The organism is uncultured Roseobacter sp. (assembly GCF_947496515.1).
Lineage (GTDB): Bacteria > Pseudomonadota > Alphaproteobacteria > Rhodobacterales > Rhodobacteraceae > Roseobacter.
Window position 1 is genome coordinate 41206 of record NZ_CANMDB010000007.1, and the last position, 24389, is coordinate 65594.

Consider the following 24389-nt stretch of genomic DNA (forward strand, 5'->3'; position numbering starts at 1 on the left):
CGCCCTATTCAGCGGCCTGCGCATAATCGGGAAACAGCGCTGCCAATCCGCTCTCGGACGCGTCGCACACACCTCTTTCGGTGATCAGGCCGGTGACCAGCCGGTTCGGTGTGACGTCAAAGGCGGGATTACCGCCACCGGTGCCGTCCGGCGTGACCCTGACTGTACCGATGTCCCCCGTGTCGGTGAGGCCCTGCACGTGCGTGACCTCTTGGGCCTCCCGCTCTTCAATCGGGATCTCGGCCACGCCGTCGCTGACGCTCCAGTCGATCGTGGGGGAGGGCAGGGCCACATAGAAAGGCACGCCGTTGTCATGGGCAGCAAGCGCCTTGAGATAGGTGCCGATCTTGTTGCACACGTCCCCGCGCCGCGTCGTACGGTCGGTGCCCGTTATCACCATATCGACCATCCCGTGCTGCATCAGATGGCCGCCCGCGTTGTCGGTGATGTAGGTATGGGGCAGGCCGTGCTGGCCCAACTCCCAGGATGTCAGCGCCCCCTGATTTCGGGGCCGGGTTTCGTCCACCCAGACGTGTAGCGGCAGACCGGCGTCATGGGCATGGTACATCGGGCTGGTGGCCGTGCCCCAATCGACGGTGGCGAGCCATCCGGCATTGCAATGGGTCAGCACGCGCACAGGCTCGCCCGCGGGCTTTCCAGCAGCGATCTCGCGGATCAGGGCCAGACCGTTCTCGCCAATCCGGCGGTTAATTTCGACGTCTTCATCGGCGATCTCATGCGCGAGGGTCAAAGCAGCGGCGGCGCGGTCGGCGAGCGACAGCGGGCGCAACGCGGCGCGGCAGCGGTCCAGAGCCCAGCGGAGGTTGATGGCCGTCGGGCGTGTCTTCTCAAGGAAGTCCCAGGCCGCATCCATGTTTCCGTCGGAGGGATCTTCGGCCATGGCGAGCGCCATTCCGTAAGCTGCCGTGGCCCCGATCAGCGGCGCGCCCCGGACGCGCATCTGATAGATGGCATCGGCAAAGTCCTGCATCGTTACAACCGGGATGACACGAAAGTCGTGCGGCAACCAACGTTGGTCAATGATCTCCAGAACGCCCTTTTCGCTGTTCCACCAGAGGGATCGGTAATGTGTGCCGTCGATCTTCATGAGACGTCCTTTCCGTTAAAGCTCCGCGCCAGAGCGCACACCGCTTCCACGCCGGAGATCTCCTCCGCCGTGTGGATCAATTCCGCGCCCATCATGAGGTTGCGCGCCTCCAGCCGCGCCCGCAGGGACACATCGGCGATTTCCTCGAAATCCGCATTGTGGGCCAGCGACAGACAGCGTCGGTGCATCTCGATGCCGCAGACCGCCCAGGCGTCGCGCCAGATCCCCGCGAGCACGGCGTCGCAGGCCGGGGTGCTGTCGTGACCCTGATCCTCGAAGAGCGATGCGGGGTACAGGATACCGGTCCGCTCGGTTTTCCACAGATGGCGAAACTCCGTCTCGAAGGTGCTGCAGGTGTCGGCGATCACAGCGAGTATCCAGGCCTGATAGTCATCGAGGCCGGACGCGCGATGCGCGGGTTGACTGAAGTAGGCCATCAGGAAATTCGCGCACAGCATGCCGATGTCGAACCCCATGGGTCCGTATTGGACGAACTCCGGGTCGATCACTTTGCTGTCGCTGTCCGTCGACATGATGGACCCTGAATGCAGATCGCCATGCACCATCGTCTCGGTGTTTGACACAAACCGCTGCAGCGCCTTCTGCGCGCGTACCTTCAGACCCACATCGGCGCGCAGCCGTGCGACCACCGGTTCCAGCCCTTCGGTCTGGTTGTTCATCTCCGCATCGAAATAGGGGTCTGTAAAGACCAGAGCCTCCGTGATGGCGGGGATCTCGATGTTACCGGCAAAAAGGGCCACATCCGTTTTCTTGTCACCACTCTGCATCGAGAGCTCCGAGCCACGGAACGCCGTCCGCGCGCAATAGCAACCCAGAAACGCTGCGAGCCCCTCCACCCGTTCGCCAGCGATGAGCTTGCGGCGCAGGATCACGTGTGGAGCAAGAAACTCCATGACGATCAATGCCTGGGTTTCATCGAAATAGTGCACAACAGGGACCGCGCCCGGGTCGCGGGCGGCCTGCCGGGTCAGTGCGTGATACTCAAAGAACGCGCGATATAGCGGCAGTGGCCAGCTGTCTCCGACAAGGCGCACATAGGGCAGGGCCTGTTTGATGATTGCCTTGCCGCCCGGGCCGCTCACGATGAAGACGAGGTTGAGATTGCCATCGCCAATCTCCTCGACGCGCCAGGTCGATGCGTCCTCTCCGACCTGAGCGGCGAGCGCTGCCACGCCTTTTAATCGCTCCGGCAAAGTTTCTACTGTCAGGGCCTCATAGGTGTTGGCCGCACCCATTGTCCCGCCGCGCTCTTGCTTCATCGTGCTGCCACCCCCGCCGAATGCGCCCCATGGTTAGACTCATGTCATGCCATTTGACAAAAGTATTTTATCGCGCCTATCGTCGCGACACAAGAGGGAGGATCAGAGTGGCTGGTGACGCACTCAAGGTGAGCGGTTTGAAAAAATCGTTCGGCAAAAATCATGTACTGCGGGAGATTGATCTGACTCTTTCCGAGGGCAGCGTGACTGTTTTGATGGGCGCGAACGGCGCCGGAAAATCCACGCTGGTCAAGGTGATCTGCGGACATCACCGCGCGGATGGTGGATCGGTTACACTGGCGGGGGAGGCATTCACGCCGGTGGATGCCGCCGATGCGATCGACAAGGGCGTGGTGACAGTGCACCAGTCGATCGATGATGGTGTCATCCCCGATCTGGACGTGGCCAACAACCTGATGCTCGACCGGCTGGTTGAACCAGGCCACGGTCTCTTTGTGCGCGAACGTCACCTGCGCGCGGAGGCGGCGAAAGTGGCCGCTGCGATGGGCATCCATGTGGATCTGCGCGCGCGGGTGTCGGACATGTCGGTCGCTGACCGCCAGATGATCGCCATCGCCCGCGCCATGGCGCGCGCGCCCCGTGTGCTGATACTCGATGAGCCGACATCATCCCTTTCCGCCGCTGAGGCCGACAGGCTTTTTGCGCTGATCGACCGGCTGCGCGGGCAGGGCGTTGCGGTGCTCTATATCTCGCACCGGATGTCAGACATCCGCCGCATCGCCGACCGCATCGTCGTGATGCGCGATGGCGCTATTTCCGGTGTCTTCGAGGGCGCGACGCTGGACTACGAGGCTGCCGTGACGGCCATGCTCGGTCACCGCATGACGGATGTGGACGTCACCGTGCAAAGCGGGACAGAGCCGATCCTGGAGGTGTCCAATCTGAGCCTTTTCAACCGGTCGCAGCCCATTGATCTGACGGTGCGCGATGGGGAAGTGGTGGCGCTTGTCGGCCTTCTCGGCAGCGGCAAGAGCCGGCTGGCCGAGATCCTCTTTGGCCTGTCGCAGCCCCGCTGTGGAGATATTCGGCTCAAGGGGCAACTCTACGCCCCACGTTCGGTCCGGGACGCCATTGCCCGGGGCGTCTTCATGTCGCCCAAGGACCGCGGCAGCAACGCGGTGGTGCCGAGTTTCGACATCGCCAACAACATGACGATCCCCTTCCTTGGGAGCTTCAGCACCGGGTCGATGCTGAAGACCGGACGGCAACGTGCGTGCGCGCGCGAGATGGTGGATGGTCTGGGTATCGTCTGCCAATCGACGGGCGACGATATCGGTACCTTGTCGGGCGGCAACCAGCAAAAGGTGATGATCGCCCGGTGGCTGCTGGAGCCTGCAACGGTGCTGTTGCTCGATGAACCCTTTCAGGGGGTCGACATTGGTGCCCGACGCGACATCGGCCATCAGATCCGCGCCAGCGCGGCGGGACGTGCGACCCTCGTTTTCCTCGCGGAGATCGACGAGGCGCTGGAGATCGCAGACCGCATCGTGGTGATGAGTGAAGGCGCCATCGTCGGCGAACACATCAACGGTCAGGTCGACCTGACCGCGCTGGTCGCGGATTTCACCGGAACGGCACCTGCAACAGGCGTATCTCCATGAGCAATCGGCTGCTCGATTTTGCCATTCGCTACGGCTTTCTCATCCTTCTTGTGGGGCTGATCGTGTACTTCAGCCTCGCGGCACCGGGCTTCTTCGGGCCCTTGTCCGCCGCCTTTGTGCTGCAATCGGTTGCGATCACCGGCATTCTCGCGCTCGGCGTGACCTGCACGCTTGTGGTTGGCGGGTTTGATCTTTCCATCGGCGCGGTTGCGACATCGGCGTTGATGCTCGCTGCGTATTCGATGGTGATCCTTGAGCACCCAACAGTGGTTGCCGTGGGCCTGTGCCTTGGCATGGGGGCGCTTGTGGGTCTGATCAACGGTCTGCTGATCGTCAAGTTCCGCGTGCCGGATCTGCTGGCGACGCTCGGCATGATGTTTCTGCTGATCGGATTGCAGCGCATCCCGACGCAGGGAAACTCCATCGCAACAGGGATGACGCTGCCCGGTGGCACAGTCGCGGAGGGGACCTTTTCTGCGGCCTTCCTCTGGCTCGGCAGGCACCGGTTTGACGTGATGATCGAGCGGCTGCTGCCCATGCCTGTGGTGATCTTTGTGGCCATCGCCGTGCTGATCTGGTTGTTCCTCGGCTTCACGCGCCACGGTCGGTTGATGTACGCCATCGGATCGAATGCGCGGGCCGCAGGCCTCGTGGGCACGCCTGTCAACCGCTACAAGATCGCGGCTTATATGATTTCCGGTGTGACCGCCTCTATCGGAGGCATTCTGCTTGCCGCACGACTGGGCCGGGGCGATATTGCCAGCGGCAACAACCTGCTGCTCGACAGCGTCGCCGCAGCGCTCATCGGCTTTGCCGTGCTGGGCGCGGCACGGCCCAACGCCTTCGGGACCGCGATGGGCGCGCTTTTCGTGGGGATCCTGCTGCAGGGCATGACGATGATGAACGCGCCCTACTACACCCAGGATTTCGTAAAGGGCGCCGTTCTGGTCGCCGCGCTCGTTTTCACATTCTACCTGTCCTCGCGCCGCACGGGCACGGGGCATTGAGTATCAGCAATAGGGAGGACTCATTATGCTGAGACGTCACTTCATGGCCCTTGCGGGCGTGGCAGGCTTCGCGCTTGGCGCCGGGACTGCGGCAGCGCAGGACGCCCCTGCACCCCTGGATAACCCCGGCGACGTGACCATCGCGCTGGTGCGCTATCTGTCGACGGGAGATTTCTTTCAGGCCTATCTGTCGGGCGTCGAGACACAGGCCGCAGCGCTTGGGGTGAACCTACGGGTTCTCGACAGCCGTCAGGACGCGGCACTGCAGGCCGATATGGTCGATCAGGCCATCGCCCTTGGGGTGGACGGGATCATCATTCAGCACGGGTTGACCGAATCCATGCGCGACGCAGCGCAGCGCGCGGTGGACGCCGGTATCAAGGTCGTGGCCTTCGATGTGAACGTCGAAAATGAGGCCATCCCCCAGATCGAGCAGTCGGATTACCTGCTGGGTAAGATGGCGCTTGACCAGGCGATTTCGGACAATGGCGACAGCTTTGCGGCAGGCTATGTCTACGTGCCCGGAATTGCGCCGCTGGATCGTCGTCACGTGGCTTGGGAAGAGATCAAGGAGGCGAACTCCGGCATCTCGGAAGAAGCGCGGATCGGCACTCTTGATAACCCGATTGCCAACGCCAACGCGAACCAGGCGCGCGCGGCACTTCAGGCCAATCCGAATATTTCGGTCTTCTTCGCGCCCTATAACGAGTTTGCCAAAGGGGTGAAGATCGCCGCCGACGAGTTGGGGATCAGTGGTGACATGAGCATCTATTCCGCGGATATCTCGACCGCTGACATTGCGCTCATGCGCGAAGCGGGCAGCGCGTGGAAAGCCACCGTTGCAACGAACCCGGCGGTCGTCGGCGAGGTGTCGGTGCGGGCCCTCGCGCTGATGCTCGCGGGTGAAGATCCCGGTGCCTCGGTGATCGTTCCGCCAACGCTGATCACACAGTCGTTCCTTAACGAAAACGACATCCGCAACATGGAAGACCTTGGCGAGAAGATGCCCCAGTTCCAGCATGCAGATGTGGCAATGGCCGACTGGATCCGCTTGCCTGAACGCTAAACGCAACCGATACGGTCTTGCCGGTGTCGAGGCCGTATCAACCCCCGCAAATAGCCCGATCCATCAGCGACCAGCCCTGACGGGTCAGCGCTGATTTGCTCCCCCCAATGGTTGCTTCTTGCCGCCCGGGGGGGGGCAGATCGTCTTGGGGAAAGATCAGCAATACAAGTACAGGTCATTCATAAAGCTGACCCATGTTTTTGGTGTCGGGCAGTGTCATGGCAGCGATGTCCATAAGACCATAAAGCGCGTGCCGAGATGACTGCGGTTTTTCGTGGGTGGCCCGTTTTATGGGTGTCTTGCACGGCACGATGTTTGGATCGGGAGGACTTTGAAGCCCTCTGAGTTTTTGTTGTCACTGCCCGATGCCTAAGCGGATGTGGGCGTGCAGGGGTAGGCGGGTCTGAAAGCACGCCTCAACAGTCCAGCAGGAAACTTCACGAGCAACGGTGCCAACTGACAGAAACACACCATCGAGACGGTTTTGCCCGACAGTCACGATGTCCGTGACACTGCCTGTCACAACTGAATACCTTTGGTCAGCGCGCCATCGATCACCAAATTGGTCCCTGTCGTGAACCCGGAACATGGGGCTGACAGAAAGGCCACGCCTGCTGCAATCTCCTCCGGTGTCCCCATGCGACCCGTGGGATTCAGCGCCATGGCTTCGGCGAAAAGCTCCGGGTTGCCTTCCTCGATCTGCTCCCAGATTCCACCCGGAAAATAGGTGTTCCCGGGCGAAACCGTATTGGCCCGAATGCCTTTTGCCGCCAGTTTGTAAGCCAGTCCTTGCGCGTAATGCACCAGCGCCGCCTTGAAGGCACCATAGGCCGGGCCGGTAAAGTCAACCTCGCGCCCTGATACCGAGGAAATCAGCGTGATCGCGGCATGCTCTGATTTCTCCAGCCACGGCATGGCGGCGTTTACCAGCCGCACCGAATGCATCATGTCAGTCTCAAAGCCTGCCTGCCAGGCTGCCTCATCATCGGCCACGGCCAGCGCAGAGACATTTGCGACCACGATGTCGATGCCGCCCAGTGCGTCGGCACTATCCGATACCCATTGCGCCAGCGCGCCTTTGTCGGCCACATCCACCGGTGCACCAAAGCAGGTTTGACCATGGGCTTTGAGCCCTTCGACCGCAGCGTCAACCTCCGCTGTGTTGCGCGCGCAGATGGACACGTTTGCGCCCTCCCGCGCCATCAGATCGGCGCAGCGCTGCCCGATCCCCTTGCTGCCACCGGTGATGAGGACATTCAGCCCCTTCAGTCCCAGATCCATGTTAGTCCCCTTTTCAAACCAGATAGCGTTTCAGTATCGACGCCCCGACCGAGTATTTCGGATCGACCATATTGCCCAACCGCACCTTGCCGCACATGGTCAGAAGCATGTAGGCCTCTTCCTCGGATTGGCCGGTTTCAGCGGCCACCCACCGCACCAGTTCCCGGTACGCGATGCGAGAGGCATCCTCCAGCGGACGGGCGCTGCCGATGAACATCATCTCCTCTTCCGTCTCAAGTTGGGGCCAGGCGTTGCCGTGCCCCTTGATCAGGTCGATGTGCAAAACGACCGTGGCCGGGATCTCCAACGCCACCCCGCAGAGCTCTCCGTCGCCCTGGATGGCGTGGCAATCGCCGACGTAGAGATAGCCGCCGGGGGTGTTCACCGGCAGGTAGATAATCGAGCCGGGGGCCACATCCGGCAGGTCCATGTTCCCGCCGTAGTAGTCCGGCTGCAGCGAGGAGATCGCCTCGATTTCGGGCGCAGTGCCGATGGTCCCGATAAAGGGCTCATAGGGCAGCGTCAGCGTCTCGGACCAATGCACGCCTGCCTCATCGACCACCACCTTCTTGACGATTTCGGGCAAAGGCGCGTTCAGCATCGCCGTCTGACCGGTTGATACCAGCCCGCCGAATTCGGGGATCAGGCAAGTGGTGCCCACAGGCTGCGGGCCGCGCGGGCTGACGGAGATGATCCGCACCGCCAGCGCATCGCCCTTTTCCGCGCCGCGCACATGAATGGGACCCGATTGCGGATTGAGGAAGGGGAATTGCAGAACCTGCGATGGCTTGTCGGCCTCGGTGCGGACCTTGCCTTCAAAGGCGTCATGGGTTTCCACCGTAACGACGGCACCGGGATCGACCTCAAGCACCGGATCAGCGTAGGGGCCGTAGACATAGTGAAAGGTCTTCTGATCCTCGATTGTCAGGCTGTGTTCGGCGCCCACAACGCCTGCCGCGACACCATTTGTGCCCATGATTGAGTGTTTCAGCCAATCCATATGTTCGCTCCCCTATCCGGTCTTTGATGTATCACAGGTCTGTGCACTGCATCCTGCCGACCAGCCTCCGCTCGGCGGGCGGTCGCTTGTGCCAACTCACTCTGTTTCCATGGGAAAACGCTCGCCCGCTACCGGTGCCCGGCCCGGCAGCCAGGTCTCGTGAATGTAGGACCATGCAACACCAAGCGGGGCGCCTCTGTCGGCGGTATAGAGCACGGTCGAAAGCCTTGCCGAACTCTGATCGCCCAGATCGTGCCATTCCTCGTAGCTGACCAGCGCATGGTCCTCCCACTGCTGCAGAATGACCGTATTTTCCATGCGGATCACAAAGGTATCGCCCTGCTCTGCCAATGCGCCATGAGTGCTTTCGAACTCGCTGAGCAGGGCAGCGCGTTCCGCGACGGTCCCGAGCGGGCTGATGACGCGGCAGGGGTCTGCGAGGGCCGTGGCGAACGGGGCAAACCCCTCCGATGTGCGCGGCAATGTCCCCCGCAACCAGTCCTGCAAGAAGACATGAAGCCGGTCGGCCTCCTGCACGCAGCGTCTAGCGAGATCATCCATGGGCCGTCACCTCACGGCAGGTATGCAACACCACATCTCCGGTGATCAGCGTTTCGGCCAGGGCAAAGAATTTTGCGACGGCCTCCGACCCGTTGTGGAGATCCTTGGCGGCCTCGTCGGTGAAGCGCTCGTAGGTCGTGAAGATCGCCGGGTCGTCCAGGCTTTGTGAGACGTGAAATCCAATCGTCTCCGGCTCATGCGCGGCAACATGGTCCGCGACGTCAAACAGCGCGGCGCGTAACGCGGTCTCTTGCCCCGCCTTCGCGCGGATGATGGCCGTGATGGTGATCATATGTGTTCTCTGCCAAGGCGGACCCTGCGCCACCCATCGCTGTGGCTGGCGCAGGGTCCATCTCTCATTCCGCGGGGGTCAGCTCCGGTTCCGCTGCGGCGGGTTTTGCCGCCGTGCCGGTCCAGTCAACCGTCGCTTCAAAGGCGGCTGCCGCGGCATAGATCGTGCTTTCGGTGTAGTCCGCACCCGTCAGCATGAGGCCCACGGGCAGCCCGTCGACCTCGCCGCAGGGGATCGACATGGACGGATGGCCCGTGACGTCGAACTGCGAGGTATTGGCGATCATCTCGAACGCCCGGGCAATCACCTCCGAGATCGGCGCGCCCGGTTCGGGCAGTTTCGACGCGGTGATCGGCAGGGTCGGCATCAACAGCAAATCATAGTCGGCAAAGACCGCATCATAGGCCGCCTTGATCTTGCGAGACAGGTTCTGCGCCTTGGCATAGTAGCGTCCGTTGTAGTGGTCGATGCCGTATTGGCCGATCAGCATGCAGATCTTGAGGCTTTCGGAAAGGTCATCCGCCTTGCCGCGCCAGTTCGCATGGAAATCTATCAGGCCCACGTCATAGGCGCCCTTCCAGTTCATGCCCATGCCGTTGCCCTGCATCATCTGCCATTGCAGGCCCTCGATGGCGATGGGCCCCCAGACCGCGGCGGCGAGCAGGTGTTCGGGGATCGAGATTTCCTCGACCGTCGCACCGAGTCCGCGGTAGGTTTCCGCGGCTTCCTTCACAGCGTCCGCCACGCCCGGCATCATGTTGCCCGCGACAAACCCTTCCTTCAGCACGCCGATCTTCATCCCCGAGACGCCGCGGTCCAGCGCATCGGTATAGCTGTCGACCTTGGGCGCGTACTGGCGCGGGTCCAGCCCGTCGGCGCCGGCCAGCACCTCCAGCATCAGCGCGTTATCGGCAACGGACATGGTCATGGGGCCTGTGTGATCAATGGTGCTCTCGATCGGCATGACGCCGGTATAGGGAACCAGCCCGTGGGTGGCCTTCATCCCGGCGATGCCACAGTAAGAGGCTGGCATCCGGATCGAACCGCCCTGATCGCCGCCGATGGCCATATCGACCTCGCCCGCGGCCACCAGCGCGGCACTGCCCGAAGACGACCCCCCCGCCGAATAGCCCATCCGCCGGGGGTTATGCACCATCGAGGGCTTCGAGGTATGGCTGCCGCCCGAGAGGCAGAAGTATTCGCAGACCGCCTTGCCCGTGATCGTGGCACCTTCGTCCAGCATTCGGGTCACGATGGTCGCATCTGCCACCGGCACAAAACCTTCGAGCGTCGAGGCGCCGTTGGTCATCGGCACGCCTGCCAGGGCCACATTGTCCTTGAGCGCGACGGTCTTGCCCTTGAGCTTGCCGTCGGAAGCGCCTTTGACCTCGACCTTGCGCGCCCAGGCGCCATAGGGGTTTTCGTCCGCTCCGGGCGCATAACCCGAGGTGCGCGGGTAGGCGACCGGCGGGGTGTAATCAGGCTCCGCATCGACGACATCGTAGGCATCTAGGTTGGGCTGCATCAGCGTGTGGTATTCTTCGGCCTCCGCCCGCGTCAGGGTCATCCCCAGCCCTGACGCTATCTCGAGAAGTTTTTCAACGCTTGGTCTTGTGATGGACATGGATCGTCTCCTCTGGATCGGTTTCGGTGTGGTGCAGCGCATCTCGCGCCGCGGGAGTGTGTTCAGGCCGTTGTCATGCCAACGAATTCGGCCACGGTTTCCGGGTTCTTGAGGTCTTGCGGCGACAGCTCGCCGGTGATGGCGCCTTTTTGGATAATCAGCACCCGGCTTGACAAAGCCGCGATAAAGTCGAGGTTCTGCTCCACCAGCACCAGCGACAGGCCGCGCGCGCGCAGGGCCTTGAGCGTGTCCACGATCTCTTCGAGGATCGAGGGCTGAATGCCTTCGGTAGGCTCATCCAGCAGCATCAGCCTGGGCCGGGCGCAGAGGCACCGGGCGAGCGCCAGCAACTGCTGCTCACCGCCCGAGAGCGCGCCGCCACGCCGGTCCAGCAGCCTTTGCAGGCGCGGAAACAGGCTCAGGATGTCATCCAGCAAGGCGGCATCTTCCTTGGCACTGCCCGCCATCCCCATGCGCAGGTTTTCCTGCACGCTGAGATCGGGAAAGATCTGCCGCCCCTGAGGTACCAGCCCCAGACCGGCCAGCGCGCGTTTATGCGGCGGCAGATGCGTGATGTCCTGACCGCCAAAGCGGACGGTCCCGCCCGTTGCGGGCAGGTGACCCATCAAGGTCTTCATCAGAGTGGTCTTGCCCATGCCGTTATGGCCCAGGATCCCCAGAAACTCGCCCTCAGCCACGCCGAGCGTGACACCTGCGAGGATCGGGATACGGCCATAGCCGGAGCGGAGCGCGTCGACTTCCAAAATCATGCCGCCAACCCCTTGCCCAGATAAACATCGCGCACCCGGGCGTCTTCGAGAACGCGGGCCACATCGTCTTCGATCAGGACGGCGCCCTGATGCAGCACGGTGACGGTTCGGGCGATCATCTTGATAAACTGCATGTCGTGCTCGACTACGATCAGCGCGCGGGATTTGTTGATCTCCAGGATCAGCTCGGCCGTGCGTTCGACCTCCTCATGGGTCATGCCCGCCGCCGGTTCGTCCAGCAGAATGAGCTCCGGCTCGCCGGCCAGAACCGTGCCGATCTCAACCCACTGCCGCTGTCCGTGTGCGAGCTGACCGACCTCCTTGTTGGCAATCCCGGTCAGACGCAGCTGGGTCAGGATCTTGTCGGTCAGTTCGGTGGCGAAGGTGGGGGTATGCTTGTGCCGCGCCGCGATCCAGAGGTTTTCCTGCACGCTCAGCGCGTTGAAAACATTGGGCACCTGCGTCTTGATGCCCACCCCCTGCCGCGCGATTTCATGCGGGCGCGCGCCAGAGATGTCCTGACCACGCAGATGCACGTGCCCTTCGGTCGGCGGCAACTGCCCTGTCAGAAGCTTGAAGAACGTGGATTTGCCTGCCCCGTTCGGCCCGATCAGGCAGCGCAGTTCCGCTTCCCTCAGCGTGAAATCCACCTGATCAACGGCGGTGACGCCACCAAAGCGGATCGTGAGCCCGCTGGTCTGCAGCAAGGGCGCGCTCATGTTTTCACCTTGACGCGGGCCTCGGGTGGCGCTGTTTCGCCTCGCCCCAGCCGTGACAGAGCCAGATCGCGCAGGGTGGGCGCGATGCCCTTGGGCACGAGCAGCACAAAGATGATCAGGATCGCGCCGAGGATGAAATTGGCGTCCAGCGCTTGCTGCGCGCCGATCTCTGTGACCATCCATTGCAGTAGCAGGCATCCGATGACGGGACCGATGAGCGTGCCGCGCCCGCCGATAATGACCCAGATGATGATTTGTGCAGAGAGCCCGAGGGCAAAGATCGTCGGGCTGACGAAGGCACCCCAGTTCACATAAAGCGCCCCGGCAAAGCCTGCGATGGCCCCGCCGATCATGAAGGTGATCAGCTTGTAGATACGCGGGTCATAGCCCAGCAGGGCGGCGCGCGTCTCGTTCTCGCGGATGGCGATGATGATGCGGCCAAATGAGCTGGCGATGAGCACCCTCAGACCAAGATAGACAAGGATCAGCGCGATCCCCGTGACCATCCAGGCCTGTTCCGGCGTGAGGATGTAGCCCGGGTTGCCTGGCAGATTGAAGGTCGGCACCCCAGGTATTCCGTTGAAGCCGCCGAGGCGCGCCTCCCCGATCTTGTAGAAGTCTCCCGCGGTGGAGTTGACCAGATTGAACAGGATCAGCGAAACGGTGAGCGTGATGACGCCAAGATAGACGTCGCTGATCCCGCCGTAGATCATGAAATACCCCAGCAGCGCGGCAAAAACGACGGGCACCAGAATGGCCAGCAGGATCGCGGGCGTGCTGTCCCCGAAATTGATCGCCGAGACGGCATAGGCATAGGCACCCAGCCCGAAAAACGACGTCTGGCCAAAGCACAGTATACCGCCATAGCCCCAGATGAAACCGAGGCTGAGCGCCAACACGGCCATGGCCGCAAAGACCGTAAGTTGCATGATCTGGAACAGATCGACGTAGAACGGAGCGGCGATGATCGCGGCCGCCGCAATGACCGAGCCGATCAATGCCCCTTTCATGCCGGTGAGTATCTGCATTTACAAACGTCCTTTGAAAAAGCGGCCCGCGATGCCGGTGGGCAGCAAGCGGATCAGGACCACCGCGGCGATGAAAAGGATCACCTCTCCGAAAACCGGTGTTGTGAGGAAGGCCGCGATCTGGTTGATGAACCCGAAAAGGCCCGAGGCCGAGATCAGCCCCCAGAGCAGCGATGTGCCGCCACCCACCACCGTGATGAAGGCCTTGGCGATATAGGCCGCTCCCATGGTTGGGACGACGCCCGCGACCGGCGCCAGCAGACCGCCCGCGAGCCCGGACATCGCCGCGCCCGCGCCGAAGGTGGCCATGTAGACGCGTGCGGGATTGACGCCCAGCGTCGCGGCCATCTCGGGGTTCTGCATCACCGCGCGCGCAATCAGCCCGGCCCGCGTATAGCGCATGACGCCAAAGACCGCCGTCATTAGAAAGACCGCCATCAGCGCCAGAAACGGGGTGTAAAGGCTCGATTGGTAGGCGCCGACCTGAAATCCGCCCAAAGGTGACGAGACACCGACGATTGTATTGCCGAAGATCATCGTGGTGGCGCCGACAATTACCAGGCTCAGGCCCCAAGTCGCAAGCATCGTGTCCACCAGACGTCCGTAGAGAAACTGGATCAGACAGCGTTCAACGATCACCCCGACGAGACCCACGAACACAGGGGCGATGACCAGCATCGCAAACCAGATGTTTACCCCTGCGGAGACTGAGAGGACAGTGGCATAGGCCCCGAGCATGAGGAATTCCCCATGCGCGAGGTTGATGATTTTCATCATGCCGAAAATCACCGCGAGACCGGCGCTGATCAGTACCAGCGAGGCGATGCCGCTTATCACGTCGAGCCCTACGATGATTGCTAGATCCATGTGCCAGCCCTCAGATGTCGATGATGTAGTGGGTGGTGTCGTTGGGGTTGGCTTCGAGATCGCAGACCGCCGCCGTGTCCAGCGGTTGTTGCTGCTCAAAGGTCTCCAGCACGTTCCATGCGCGGTTCTCGACCTCGGCGAGGAAGGTGTTGCGGGTCACGTGGTGGGTTTTCGGATCCACAACAACCTGCCCGCTGGGCCCGTCGAAGGACAGCCCCGTCTCCAGCGCTTCGATGACTTCCATCCGGTCGACCGACCCCGCCTTTTTGACGCCTTCGGCCCAGAGGTGGACGCCTTCGTAGCTGGCGGCTGCCAGCTCGCTGACGTAGGGCGTTTGTGCGCCGTGGCGGTCCTTGATCGCTTTCACGAACGCCTGGCTTGCGGGTGTCTGCAGCTCTTCGAAATAGCCGTAGCTGCCCAGCACGCCGGTGCTTTCTGTATCCTCCAGCGTCGCGGGCTCATTGACCAACCCGAAGGTTGTCGAGGCAATCGGGATTTCGTCCTTCAGCCCCGCCGCCGCCCATTGGCGATAGAACGCGGTGTGGTTTCCGCCGACCATCGCCGACAACAGCAGATCCGGCCCCGCCGCCTGAATCCGGGAGATGGACGGCCCGAAGTTCGTCACATCAAGCGGGAAGAAATCGGTCGACAGCACCTCGCCGCCGTTGTCCTCCACGTATTTGCGCATCCACTTCGCAGTGATCTGGCCGTAATTGTAATCCGCCGCGATGATATAGGCCTTCTTGCCCCAGAGGTTCATGGCATAGGGCACGAGCTTTTCGACCGTTTGTGCCGGTGTCGTGCCGGTGTTGAAAGTGTTGCGGTCGCACACACCGCCCTCGTAGAGCGTGTTGTAGAAATAGAGCGTGCGGAACCGGCTGAAGATCGGGCGGATCGCCTCGCGCGAGGCGGAGGTGATACCGCCATGGATCACGTCCACCTTGTCGCGGACCGCAAGTTGTTGGGCGTATTGGGAATAAAGCTGGATGTTGGATTGGGTGTCGTAGTTGATCAACTCGACCTCACGCCCCAGCAGCCCGCCTGCGGCGTTGATCTCTTCGACCGCCAGCATGATGGCATAGACCATCGGTTCGCCCGTTGCCGCCAGCGGACCGGCAAGATCGTGCAGGCTGCCCAGCTTGATCGGGCCGTCCTGAGCGCGCGCCACGCTGCCGATCAGCGATGGTGCGGCAAGTGCTGCCCCTCCGATCGCGGAAGTCCGGATAAATTTGCGGCGTGAAAGTGTCATCTGTAATTCCCTTCTGTTGGTCCGTGTCTCTTGTTCTGCTGACACTGTTCTATGATCGGTCATCGACCCGGCGTCGGAGAGCAGACCCCCGGAGTGCTGGGACGTGTCATCGGCGGTGTCAGTCCGCCGTCATGGGTGCGAAAGAGAGCTGTTCGACCGCCGCCGCGGCCCGGTAAAGTGTTGTTTCCTCCAGCTTGCGCCCGATGAACATCGCGCCGATGGGGCGTCCGTCATCGGTGGTCCCCGCGGGGACGGAAATGCTCGGGTGTCCCGTGGCGCAAGAGGGCGCGGTATTCGGGATCATCGCAAAGGCGCGCTCCACAACCGTCTCACGGTTGGCGTCTGGCCCAGGCAGGGGGTGGGCCGCCATGGGCGTCGTCGGCATCAGCAGCACGTCGAATTTGCGGAACAAATCGTCATAGGCGGCGGTCAGCAGGCGATTGAGGTTCTGCGCCTTGCCGTAATATCGCCCCTTGTGGCGCGAGGACATGTAATGCCCCATCAAAAGGCCGAGTTTCAGCGTCTCCGACATGTCATTGGCTTGCTCTTTCCAGTGCGACTGCTTGTCGAGCAGGCTTTCCAGAAACACGCCTTTCATATTGGTGCCGTAGGCGTTCTGCCGCATCATCAGTTCCGTGGCGCCCTCGAGGAAAATCGGGGTCCAGATGGCCGCCCCTGCCGCATGCAGCCGCATCGACACCTCCTCGACCGTGGCGCCGAACGTACCCAGGCGGTCCGCCACTTCACGAATACGATTATCGACTGCGGCCTCCGCACCCGGTTGCCCAAAACCTTCGGAGACCACACCGATGCGCAGGCCGCGCGGCGACATCTGCACCCCTTCGGAATAGGCTTGGCTCGGGGCGCCGCTCTGCCGCGGGTCAAGCCCGTCGGGACCTGCCATCACTTCCAGCATCAGGGCGTTGTCGGCCACGGTGCGCGTGATCGGTCCTGCGTGATCCACGGTCAGCTCGACGGGAAAGATGCCGGTGTAGGGCACCAGGCCGTGGGTTGGTTTCATCCCGACGACGCCGCAAAAGGCAGCCGGGATCCGGATCGAGCCGCCCTGATCGCCACCGGTGGCCATGTCGACGATGCCGGCTGCGACCAGAACAGCAGAGCCAGAGGAAGAGCCGCCAGCATTATGGCCCGGGACAATGGGGTTTTCTACTGGGCCGCTCACCGAGGTATGGCTGCCGCCCGAGGCGCAGTAGTATTCGCAGACCGCTTTGCCGTGGATCTCCGCGCCCGCGTCCAAGAGCCGTGTGACAATGGTCGCGTCTGTTTCAGGAACATAGCCCTGCAGGATGGAAGCGCCGTTTTCCATCGTCACACCGGCGACGTTCACGTTGTCCTTGATCGCGACGGTCTTGCCAGCGAGCTTGCCGGTCGCTGCGCCCTTGATCTGGGTTTTGACCACCCAGGCGTTGAACGGGTTGCCCTCCGGGCTTGGTCTCACCCCCGGGGATCGCGCGTATTTCACCACCGGCAGGTGGTTGTCCATCTGATCCACGAGGTCGTAGGCCTCGAACAGACCGCCCATCAGGCCTAGAAAAGAGGCACTGGCCTCTGCATCCAGCGTCAATCCCAATTCGGCGGCTGCTGTACGCACTTCTGACGCGTCCGGACGGTTAATCATGTTGATGGCCCCCACCATTTCAGCGCCGTCCAGACGTGCGTCCTCGACGGCTCGATCCGTTTTTGACCGCGTCCAAATAACGAGCATGTGACGCGTAACGATCTGACTTAACTAATTAAAACAAGACCACTGCATCTTGGCGTGCGGCTTGGTCTCATCCACTCCCGGCATCCAACCACAACTATTATCCAAAGTTAGTTGAATTGGAAACTTAATTTTGGTTAACCTTTGAACTGCGCGATCGCAACGTATCCCGGGCGGGAATTTTGCGATTTTCAATTGCGCAGTGGAAAAGTGCCCGAGATTTAATCAGTTGCCCAGAGGTTCGGACGTGACTGGATCGCGGGCGCCCCGATAGGCCCAATGATCAGGCTGAGTGAGCGACACGGCAGCGCCAGATCCGCAGTGGGTCGCCTGCAGCACAGGAGGAGTAGACAATGCCCCATGACCACCCTCACCCCCACAACAAGCCGCTGTCGGATGTGGAACTGCGTGTGAAGGCGCTGGAATCGATCCTGACCGAAAAGAAGCTGATTGACCCCGACGCCATCGACCTGATCGTCGACACCTATGAAACCAAGATAGGGCCCCGCAACGGCGCGCGCGTCGTCGCAAAGGCGTGGAGCGATCCATCCTACAAGGACCGTCTGCTGAGCGATGCAACCGCAGCGATCGGCGAGCTGGGCTTCTCCGGCGTGCAGGGCGAGGACATGGTGGTGGTCGAGAACACGGATGACGTCCACAATATCGTCGTCTGCACGTTATGCTCCTGCTATCCTTGGCCCACGCTGGGCCTGCCGCCGGTGTGGTACAAAGCCGCCCCTTACCGCGCCAAGGTCGTGAAGGATCCGCGCGGGGTTCTCGAGGAGTTCGGGGTCAACCTGCCTGAAGAGACAGAGATCCGCGTGTGGGACAGCAATGCAGAACTGCGCTATCTCGTGCTGCCGAAACGCCCCCAAGGCACCGACGGCATGTCTGAGGCGGAGCTGGCCGAGATCGTCACCCGCGATGCGATGATCGGCACCGACGTGCTGGCGGCGCACTGACCGCCTGAAACTGTTAGAAGGGACAATCCTATGAATGGCATACATGATCTGGGTGGCATGGACGGTCTTGGCCCGGTCAACCCGGCCAAGCACGAACCCTGTTTCAAGGAAGAGTGGGAAAGGCGCATGTTTGGGCTTTTCGTCTCTTGTTTCGCGGGCGGGCATTACAATGTGGACGAGTTTCGCCACGCCATCGAACGCATGGATCCCGCTCACTACCTGGAGACCAGCTACTATGAGCATTGGCTTCAATCGCTGGAAACGCTGCTGACGGAAAAAGGCGTGGTGACGCAGGAAGAGCTTGACCAGCGCAAAAAACACATCGCGATGGAGGACGTCTGATGCCCACCTTGACCCCTGACATCGTGCCCGGCCTGATCGCCACTGGCGCCTCCGCGCGGCTGGATGAGGATGTGGCGCCAAAGTTCAGCGTTGGCGACGCGGTGGAGATGAAGAATATCAACCCGGTCACGCACACCCGCCTGCCTCGCTATGTCCGTGGTAAGACGGGGATCATAGAACGGGATCACGGCGTCTTTGCCTTTCCTGACACCGGGGCGCACGGTCAGGGGCACAAGGCGCAGCATGTCTATTCGGTGAAATTTTCGTTCCAGGAGCTTTGGGGCGAGGATCACGCGGAGAACATGTATCTCTATATCGACATGTTCGATGACTACATGAGGCCCGCGCCATGAACGATCAGATCAAGGGTTCCGACCTCAAACGCACCCCTCATCTGCCCCATGATGAGGGCGGGCCGGTGTTCAATGCGCCGTGGGAGGCGAAGGCCTTTGCCATGACGGTTGATCTGCACAAGCGCGGCATCTTTGCGTGGTCAGACTGGTGCGAAACCCTGGCGGAAGAGATCAAGCTGGCGCAGTCCGGGGGCGATCCCGATCTGGGCGACACTTATTACAAGCACTGGCTGAACGCGCTGGAAAAACTTGTCACGGCAAAGAAAGTCACCGATACGCAAGCGCTGTTGGCGGCAAAAGAAGATTGGCGCGCGGCAGACGAGCACCGCGGCTTTGGCGAGGCACCGGTTCTGGTGAAGGGTGCGGCTGGCGCGGGGCATTGAGCCTCCGGGCGGGCGGCACAAGGACCCGGCTGACGTGGTCTTTGTGGTAGCGTCGGGGCGCCCTCCGCCGATGGCGCTGCAAACCCTAAGCGAGCGTGTCCAGCGCCTCTCGCAAGATCTGCGCTTTTTCGGAGCCGATTTTTTCGATGATCCAGTCATTCTGCGCTTCGACGTGGAGCGCGATCTTGTCGGCAACCGTGACACCCAGGTCGGTCAGCGCCAGTTGAACGCGCCTCTGGTCCTCTGCAGAGAGTTGCCGCTGGACCAGCCCGTCTGCAACCATGCGATCCACCAGCTTGGTCAGGGTCGGCGGATTCATCAAAACAATTTCGGCCAACTCGCGCATTGTGATACCCTCAGACGCACGCAATGACTGCAGCACCCGCCAGGTTTCGACCTGCACATTCAGCGCTTTGAGGTGCTGGTTCAATTCGATGTGGAGCTTTCGATGAGCCGCCGCAAGTGCATAGGAAATATACGAATCTACTGTTTTTTGAGGCTCTGACATCCGACGACCGACAGTTCAGGGTAAAAAAAGTTGACGCTCTGGGAACCAAGTACCACCGTCGGTCGGCTAAAACTAGCAGAGAAAACGCACCGATGGTCTCGACGCACCTACATCTTTGGCGGCATGAGGATACGACATCGCTTTCGTACTCTGGCGCGAAGGCGCGGTCGGGTTCAATGGCCGATCAGCCCTACCGTGTGGCCTTGTTGATCGCGATGTGTGGGCCAGCGGGGATGTGGGCCCCGTCGTGCATCGCCAGTGCTGAGGTGGCGTTGAAGGAGCTCAACGCAAGTTCCGGGATCGGTGGCCGCCCGGTAGAGGTCGTGGTCATTGATGCGGCGCTGGAGGCGGAAGAGCCCGTCGAAGCTGTGGTCGACGAGCTGATTGTCCAAGGGCGAATAGATGCCATTGTGGGCATGCATATCAGCGCCGTCAGACAGCGGATCGTTGCGACCGTCCGGGGGAGGGTGCCCTTTGTCTACACCCCGCTTTACGAAGGCGGCGAGGCGTCGCCGGGCGTTTTCACGATTGGTGACATGCCGGCGCGTCAGCTTGGCCCGGCCATCGGATATCTCAGCCGTCGCTTTCGGTTGAAGAAATGGGCGCTGATCGGCAATGACTATATCTGGCCGCGTGTCTCGCATGCCTATGCCAAGATCGAGCTGCGTCGCCATCATCGGGCCTTGGTTTTTGAAACCTATCTGCCTTTCAACTCCAACAGGATAGAAAATACGGTCGAAGCGCTCGGAAAATCGGGCGCGGACGCGGTGCTTATCTCTCTGGTGGGGCAGGATGCGGTTGCGTTCAACCGCATCTTTGGCGGCATGAAATTGCACGCGGGTATTTTTCGTCTGTCTTGTGCCATTGAGGAAAACGGCCTTTTGGCCAGTGGTGAACAGAATCTGCAGCGGCTCTTCTCTTCCGCCTCCTACTTTGCCGGTCTGGATACCCCCGGCAATGCGGAGTTTCGTGAGAAATACCACAGTCTGCATCAGGCGCGCGCGCCTATGTTGAATGCCTTGGGTCAGTCGACCTACGAGGGGCTGCAGTTCCTGGCCAGTCTCATCAAACAACCGGAACAGGACTGGCGCGCCCGAAGGATGAAGTCGTCCCGCCCTATCTCATACAAAAGCGCGCGGCGCGGTCTCTACGTGACCAATGCCGATAACATCTGCCCCGTCTTCGTCGCGCGTGCGAATGGTCTGGTCTTTGATGATCTGCAACGGCTGCCTTGAGGGGGTGCAAGACCGGCGGAAGTTATCCTGTCCAAGCGGTCGTTGTAACGCTCCTATACCACAGGCAACGATCCAACCGGGGTCGTGAACTCTTCGGTAGGACCACTTTTGGTCTGGTAACAGCATCCGATCTCCATCATGCGGCGCGCGTTTCTTCCGAGCATTGCTAGTCGAAAACGGGTTGGTTTTTCCCGTACCAGAGTTCTTCAGCGGCCCGTTGGTGCCGCTATCGGGTCCACGGACGCGAGGGGTGTGCGGTCCAGGATCAGGTCCGCCCCTTTCTCGGCAATCATAATGGTGGGTGCGTTGGTGTTGGACGAGGTGATCTGTGGCATGATCGACGCGTCGCACACCCGCAGCCGGTCGATGCCATGCACCCGCAGGTCCCGATCGACGACAGCCATATCTCCTGCTCCCATTTTGCAGGTGCCCACGGGGTGGTGATCGGTCTTCGCCATTTTGCAGGCATAATCAAGGAGCGCTGCGCGGGAGGTCACGTCCGGGCCCGGTAGCACTTCCTTGCGCACATATCCCGACAAGGCGGGTTGTGAGAGGATGTCGCGCGCCATCTCAAGTCCGCGTAGCGCCATGGTCATGTCGTGCGGATCTGACCAGTAGTTCGGGTCAATCAGCGGGGGGCTCATCGGATCGCTGTCGGCCAGCCGTACCGTCCCGCGCGAACGTGGTCTGAGATACGCGCTGTTCAGGGTGATCCCCGCGCCGTTGATCTTTGCGATCCCTTTTTCGATGCCTGACCCTTGCCCCAGATGAAACTGGATGTCCGGGTGCGTCGCGGAAAGATCCGCATACCAAAAGCCGCCTGTTTCAAACAGCGACGCCGCTGCCGGGCCTGACTGAAACAGCAGGTATTGCAAACCGGCCCAGACGGTTTTGTGCGGTTTGTCCCACCCATCGTAGCTGTGAGGCCCGGTCAGTTCAGCGATGGTGCAGATATCCAGATGATCCTGCAGGTTCATTCCGACCCCTGGCAATTCCAGCTCGACGGGTATGCCAAGATCGTGCAGGTGGTCCGGCGGTCCAATTCCCGACAGCATCAGCAGCCGGGGTGAGCCGATGGACCCCGACGACACGATCACCTCGCGGGCCGCATGTACTCTTTCCTGGCGACCGCCGCGTAGAATATCCAGACCAACGGCGCATCCTTTTTCCACCACCAGGCGAAGAACGTGGGTGCCGGTCATGACGGTCAGATTGGGCCGTCCTTCGGCTGGTTTCAGATAGGCCACCGCCGCCGAAGACCGTCGCGCGTGACGTTGGGTGAGTTGGTAGTAGCCCACGCCCGCCTGTTCGTGCCCGTTGAAATCGGGGTTGTAGGGCATCCCGAACTGCTGTCCTGCCCGAATGAAGGCGTCGCAGATCGGCAGCGTTGCCCTCGGCACGGATACGCCGAGCGGGCCATCAATGCCGTGGAATTCATCGTTGAAGCGGTCATTGGCCTCCGCCCGTCTGAAGTAAGGCAACAGGTCGCGGTAGCCCCATCCGGTACAGCCATACCCATCCGCCCACTGATCGTAGTCCTGCGCATGGCCGCGTGTGTAAATCTGCGCGTTGATGGAGGAGCCGCCTCCGATTACCTTGGCTTGGGTGAACCAGATCCGCCGGTCCTTCATGTGCTTTTGCGGAACGGTGGACCAGCCCCAACTGCCGATCCCCTTGGTCATCTTGGCGAAACCCGCCGGCCAGTGGTACAAAAAACTTTTGTCGCGCCCGCCTGCCTCAACAAGCAACACGGAGACGTCCGGGTCTTCGCTGAGCCGGGCTGCCAAGACGCATCCGGCGGAACCGCCGCCTGCGATGATGTAGTCAAATTCGGTCATGGCGCCTGATAGTAACTATATGGTTACATTCACGGTGCGCCCACGACCGCTGTTTTGTCAAGACAAGGCCCAAAAGTGTACGGGATCGCGTATGGCGGCCATGTTGGGCTTCGGTCTGATTCAAGAGGTATCAGCGCTGGCGCTTGACCATCAGCAAAAGCCTCACCGAGTTTGACGAGCCGCTTGACTAACTTTGACAGGGACGTCTCTAATGGCGCGGGTAACCAAGTGGTTCATTAGGGAGGAAATAATGAACAAGATCGTCAAAAGAACGCTGATGGCGTCGACATGCGTATTTATCGCGGGGTCCGCCGTGGCCGAAAGCGAAGTGGAAGTGCTGCACTGGTGGACGTCGGGCGGTGAAGCGGCCGCGCTGAATGTTCTCAAGGAAGACCTGAGTGGGCAAGGTGTTGGCTGGACCGACATGCCGGTTGCGGGCGGCGGCGGCTCTGACGCGATGACGGTCCTGCGCGCACGGGTCACTGCGGGAGATCCGCCGACCGCCGTTCAAATGCTGGGCTTCGCCATCCAGGATTGGGCGGGCGAGGGGGCTCTGGCCGATCTGAACAAGCTGGCCGAAGACCAGAACTGGGACGAAGTTGTGCCGGCCGCTTTGCAAGGGTTCTCCAAGCATGACGGCAACTGGGTCGCGGCGCCCGTAAATGTCCACTCCACCAATTGGGTCTGGGCGAACACCGCCATCATGGCCGAGCTGGGTCTTGAGCAACCCGCTGATTGGGATGGCTTTGTGGCGGCGATGCAGACGGCGCAGGATGCAGGCTATGTCGGCCTGGCCCACGGCGGGCAAGCCTGGCAGGACGCGACGATTTTCGACTCGATTGCGATGGGTGTGGGTGGGCCTAAGTTCTATCAGGCAGCCTTCATTGATCTTGATCCCGACGCCCTGGGTGGTGACCAGATGATCGAAGCGTTCAAGAGAATGGAAACCCTGCGCGGATTTGTCGATGACAACTTCTCCGGCCGCGATTGGAACCTGGCCTCGGCCATGGTTGCCAACGAGGAAGCGCTGTTTCAGATCATGGGCGACTGGGCCAAGGGCGAGTTCATCAATGCCGGTCAGACCGCGGGTGAAGAGTTCCAGTGTTTCCGGGTTCCCGGATCTGAGGGCACCGTGACGTTCAATTCGGATCAGTTCGCCATGTTCAGCGTGACGGATACGACCGCGCAAGACGCGCAAATGACCATGGCATCTTCCGTGATGAGCCCGGAGTTCCAGGTGGCCTTCAACACGGTCAAAGGGTCGGTTCCCGCGCGGACGGATATCTCCGACGCGGAATTTGATGCCTGCGGTCAGCTTGGCATGGCGCAACTGGCCGAAGCGGCGGCAAACGGCGGTTTGTTCGGCTCCATGGCGCATGGCCACGCCAATAATCCGTCGGTTCAGAACGCGATGTATGACGTGATCACGGCTCATTTCAACGGCGAGTACGACGCCGAAACTGCCGCCTCCGAAATGGTGACCGCCGTCGAATTGGCGCAGTAAGCGACCCTGGGCTGGTCCGGGTTCCCGGGCCAGCCCATCGCGGGTACGTCAAAATCGTAAGGGTTTT

General features: G+C 61.4%; 24 protein-coding genes. 9 read left to right on the forward strand and 15 right to left on the reverse strand.

Annotation, left to right across the window (positions count from 1 at the left end; translation table 11 throughout):
- Window positions 1-4: 4 nt before the first annotated feature.
- Window positions 5-1108 carry an S-methyl-5-thioribose-1-phosphate isomerase gene (gene mtnA, locus Q1A53_RS13435; RefSeq protein WP_299967557.1) on the reverse strand — a complete coding sequence of 368 codons (1104 nt, stop codon included), beginning with the start codon at window positions 1106-1108 and terminating at the stop codon, window positions 5-7.
- Entirely contained in the window at window positions 1105-2388 is a 1284-nt protein-coding gene (gene mtnK / locus Q1A53_RS13440; RefSeq protein ID WP_299967559.1) for an S-methyl-5-thioribose kinase, read from the reverse strand. The genes mtnA and mtnK overlap by 4 nt, the downstream gene beginning before the upstream one ends.
- A gap of 107 nt (window positions 2389-2495) precedes the next feature.
- Between mtnK and Q1A53_RS13445 the strand changes: the two genes are divergently transcribed.
- Genes Q1A53_RS13445 through Q1A53_RS13455 form a run of 3 tightly spaced genes read left to right on the forward strand, consistent with a single transcriptional unit; the run spans window position 2496 to window position 6083 of the window.
- Window positions 2496-4010, forward strand: a complete 1515-nt coding sequence (locus tag Q1A53_RS13445; protein ID WP_299967562.1) for a sugar ABC transporter ATP-binding protein — start codon at window positions 2496-2498, stop codon at window positions 4008-4010.
- Window positions 4007-5017 carry an ABC transporter permease gene (locus Q1A53_RS13450; protein WP_299967565.1) on the forward strand — a complete coding sequence of 337 codons (1011 nt, stop codon included), beginning with the start codon at window positions 4007-4009 and terminating at the stop codon, window positions 5015-5017. The genes Q1A53_RS13445 and Q1A53_RS13450 overlap by 4 nt, the downstream gene beginning before the upstream one ends.
- A gap of 25 nt (window positions 5018-5042) precedes the next feature.
- A complete protein-coding gene (locus Q1A53_RS13455) occupies window positions 5043-6083 on the forward strand; it encodes a substrate-binding domain-containing protein (RefSeq protein WP_299967568.1) in 1041 nt (346 codons plus the stop codon).
- Window positions 6084-6602: 519 nt separating this feature from the next.
- Here the strand turns inward: Q1A53_RS13455 and Q1A53_RS13460 are convergent.
- From Q1A53_RS13460 to Q1A53_RS13510, 11 genes are all read right to left on the reverse strand, one after another.
- Window positions 6603-7364 carry an SDR family oxidoreductase gene (locus Q1A53_RS13460; RefSeq protein WP_299967571.1) on the reverse strand — a complete coding sequence of 254 codons (762 nt, stop codon included), beginning with the start codon at window positions 7362-7364 and terminating at the stop codon, window positions 6603-6605.
- A 13-nt stretch (window positions 7365-7377) separates the two neighbouring features.
- Complete coding sequence (locus Q1A53_RS13465; RefSeq protein ID WP_299967574.1) at window positions 7378-8364, reverse strand: acetamidase/formamidase family protein; 987 nt, start codon at window positions 8362-8364, stop codon at window positions 7378-7380.
- Window positions 8365-8460: 96 nt separating this feature from the next.
- Window positions 8461-8925 carry a hypothetical protein gene (locus tag Q1A53_RS13470; protein ID WP_299967576.1) on the reverse strand — a complete coding sequence of 155 codons (465 nt, stop codon included), beginning with the start codon at window positions 8923-8925 and terminating at the stop codon, window positions 8461-8463.
- Window positions 8918-9217 (reverse strand): antibiotic biosynthesis monooxygenase, encoded by a 300-nt coding sequence (locus Q1A53_RS13475; protein WP_299967580.1) that lies wholly within the window; start codon window positions 9215-9217, stop codon window positions 8918-8920. The genes Q1A53_RS13470 and Q1A53_RS13475 overlap by 8 nt, the downstream gene beginning before the upstream one ends.
- Before the next feature lie 64 nt (window positions 9218-9281).
- Entirely contained in the window at window positions 9282-10784 is a 1503-nt protein-coding gene (locus Q1A53_RS13480) for an amidase (RefSeq protein WP_299967583.1), read from the reverse strand.
- Window positions 10785-10903: 119 nt separating this feature from the next.
- Window positions 10904-11611 (reverse strand): ABC transporter ATP-binding protein, encoded by a 708-nt coding sequence (locus tag Q1A53_RS13485; RefSeq protein ID WP_299967586.1) that lies wholly within the window; start codon window positions 11609-11611, stop codon window positions 10904-10906.
- Window positions 11608-12330 carry an ATP-binding cassette domain-containing protein gene (locus Q1A53_RS13490; RefSeq protein ID WP_299967589.1) on the reverse strand — a complete coding sequence of 241 codons (723 nt, stop codon included), beginning with the start codon at window positions 12328-12330 and terminating at the stop codon, window positions 11608-11610. Before Q1A53_RS13490 ends, Q1A53_RS13485 begins: the two co-directional genes overlap by 4 nt.
- The gene (locus Q1A53_RS13495) at window positions 12327-13358 is read right to left on the reverse strand and encodes a branched-chain amino acid ABC transporter permease (RefSeq protein ID WP_299967592.1); all 1032 of its coding nucleotides are present in this window, start codon (window positions 13356-13358) and stop codon (window positions 12327-12329) included. The genes Q1A53_RS13490 and Q1A53_RS13495 overlap by 4 nt, the downstream gene beginning before the upstream one ends.
- On the reverse strand, window positions 13359-14225 hold the full coding sequence (locus Q1A53_RS13500; protein WP_299967595.1) for a branched-chain amino acid ABC transporter permease: 867 nt from the start codon (window positions 14223-14225) through the stop codon (window positions 13359-13361).
- Between the two features lie 10 nt (window positions 14226-14235).
- A complete protein-coding gene (locus tag Q1A53_RS13505; RefSeq protein WP_299967598.1) occupies window positions 14236-15474 on the reverse strand; it encodes an ABC transporter substrate-binding protein in 1239 nt (412 codons plus the stop codon).
- Window positions 15475-15592: 118 nt separating this feature from the next.
- The gene (locus Q1A53_RS13510) at window positions 15593-17200 is read right to left on the reverse strand and encodes an amidase (RefSeq protein ID WP_299967600.1); all 1608 of its coding nucleotides are present in this window, start codon (window positions 17198-17200) and stop codon (window positions 15593-15595) included.
- A gap of 350 nt (window positions 17201-17550) precedes the next feature.
- On the opposite strand from Q1A53_RS13510, the gene nthA reads away from it, so the two are divergent.
- From nthA to Q1A53_RS13530, 4 genes are read left to right on the forward strand one after another with little or no spacing between them, the layout of a single operon-like run.
- The gene (gene nthA / locus Q1A53_RS13515; RefSeq protein ID WP_299967602.1) at window positions 17551-18159 is read left to right on the forward strand and encodes a nitrile hydratase subunit alpha; all 609 of its coding nucleotides are present in this window, start codon (window positions 17551-17553) and stop codon (window positions 18157-18159) included.
- A 30-nt stretch (window positions 18160-18189) separates the two neighbouring features.
- Window positions 18190-18501 carry a nitrile hydratase accessory protein gene (locus tag Q1A53_RS13520; protein ID WP_299967605.1) on the forward strand — a complete coding sequence of 104 codons (312 nt, stop codon included), beginning with the start codon at window positions 18190-18192 and terminating at the stop codon, window positions 18499-18501.
- On the forward strand, window positions 18501-18854 hold the full coding sequence (locus Q1A53_RS13525) for an SH3-like domain-containing protein (protein ID WP_299967608.1): 354 nt from the start codon (window positions 18501-18503) through the stop codon (window positions 18852-18854). Before Q1A53_RS13520 ends, Q1A53_RS13525 begins: the two co-directional genes overlap by 1 nt.
- Window positions 18851-19237, forward strand: coding sequence for a nitrile hydratase accessory protein (locus Q1A53_RS13530; RefSeq protein WP_299967611.1), 387 nt, complete (start codon window positions 18851-18853; stop codon window positions 19235-19237). The genes Q1A53_RS13525 and Q1A53_RS13530 overlap by 4 nt, the downstream gene beginning before the upstream one ends.
- 85 nt (window positions 19238-19322) lie before the next feature.
- Here Q1A53_RS13530 and Q1A53_RS13535 read toward each other — a convergent pair whose 3' ends face one another.
- Window positions 19323-19640, reverse strand: coding sequence for a MarR family transcriptional regulator (locus tag Q1A53_RS13535; protein WP_299967615.1), 318 nt, complete (start codon window positions 19638-19640; stop codon window positions 19323-19325).
- 59 nt (window positions 19641-19699) lie between these two features.
- On the opposite strand from Q1A53_RS13535, the gene Q1A53_RS13540 reads away from it, so the two are divergent.
- Window positions 19700-20980 (forward strand): substrate-binding domain-containing protein, encoded by a 1281-nt coding sequence (locus Q1A53_RS13540; RefSeq protein WP_299967617.1) that lies wholly within the window; start codon window positions 19700-19702, stop codon window positions 20978-20980.
- A 206-nt stretch (window positions 20981-21186) separates the two neighbouring features.
- Here Q1A53_RS13540 and Q1A53_RS13545 read toward each other — a convergent pair whose 3' ends face one another.
- Window positions 21187-22818, reverse strand: coding sequence for a GMC family oxidoreductase N-terminal domain-containing protein (locus tag Q1A53_RS13545; RefSeq protein ID WP_299967619.1), 1632 nt, complete (start codon window positions 22816-22818; stop codon window positions 21187-21189).
- 250 nt (window positions 22819-23068) lie between these two features.
- On the opposite strand from Q1A53_RS13545, the gene Q1A53_RS13550 reads away from it, so the two are divergent.
- Window positions 23069-24322, forward strand: coding sequence for an ABC transporter substrate-binding protein (locus Q1A53_RS13550; protein ID WP_299967621.1), 1254 nt, complete (start codon window positions 23069-23071; stop codon window positions 24320-24322).
- Window positions 24323-24389: the final 67 nt, after the last annotated feature.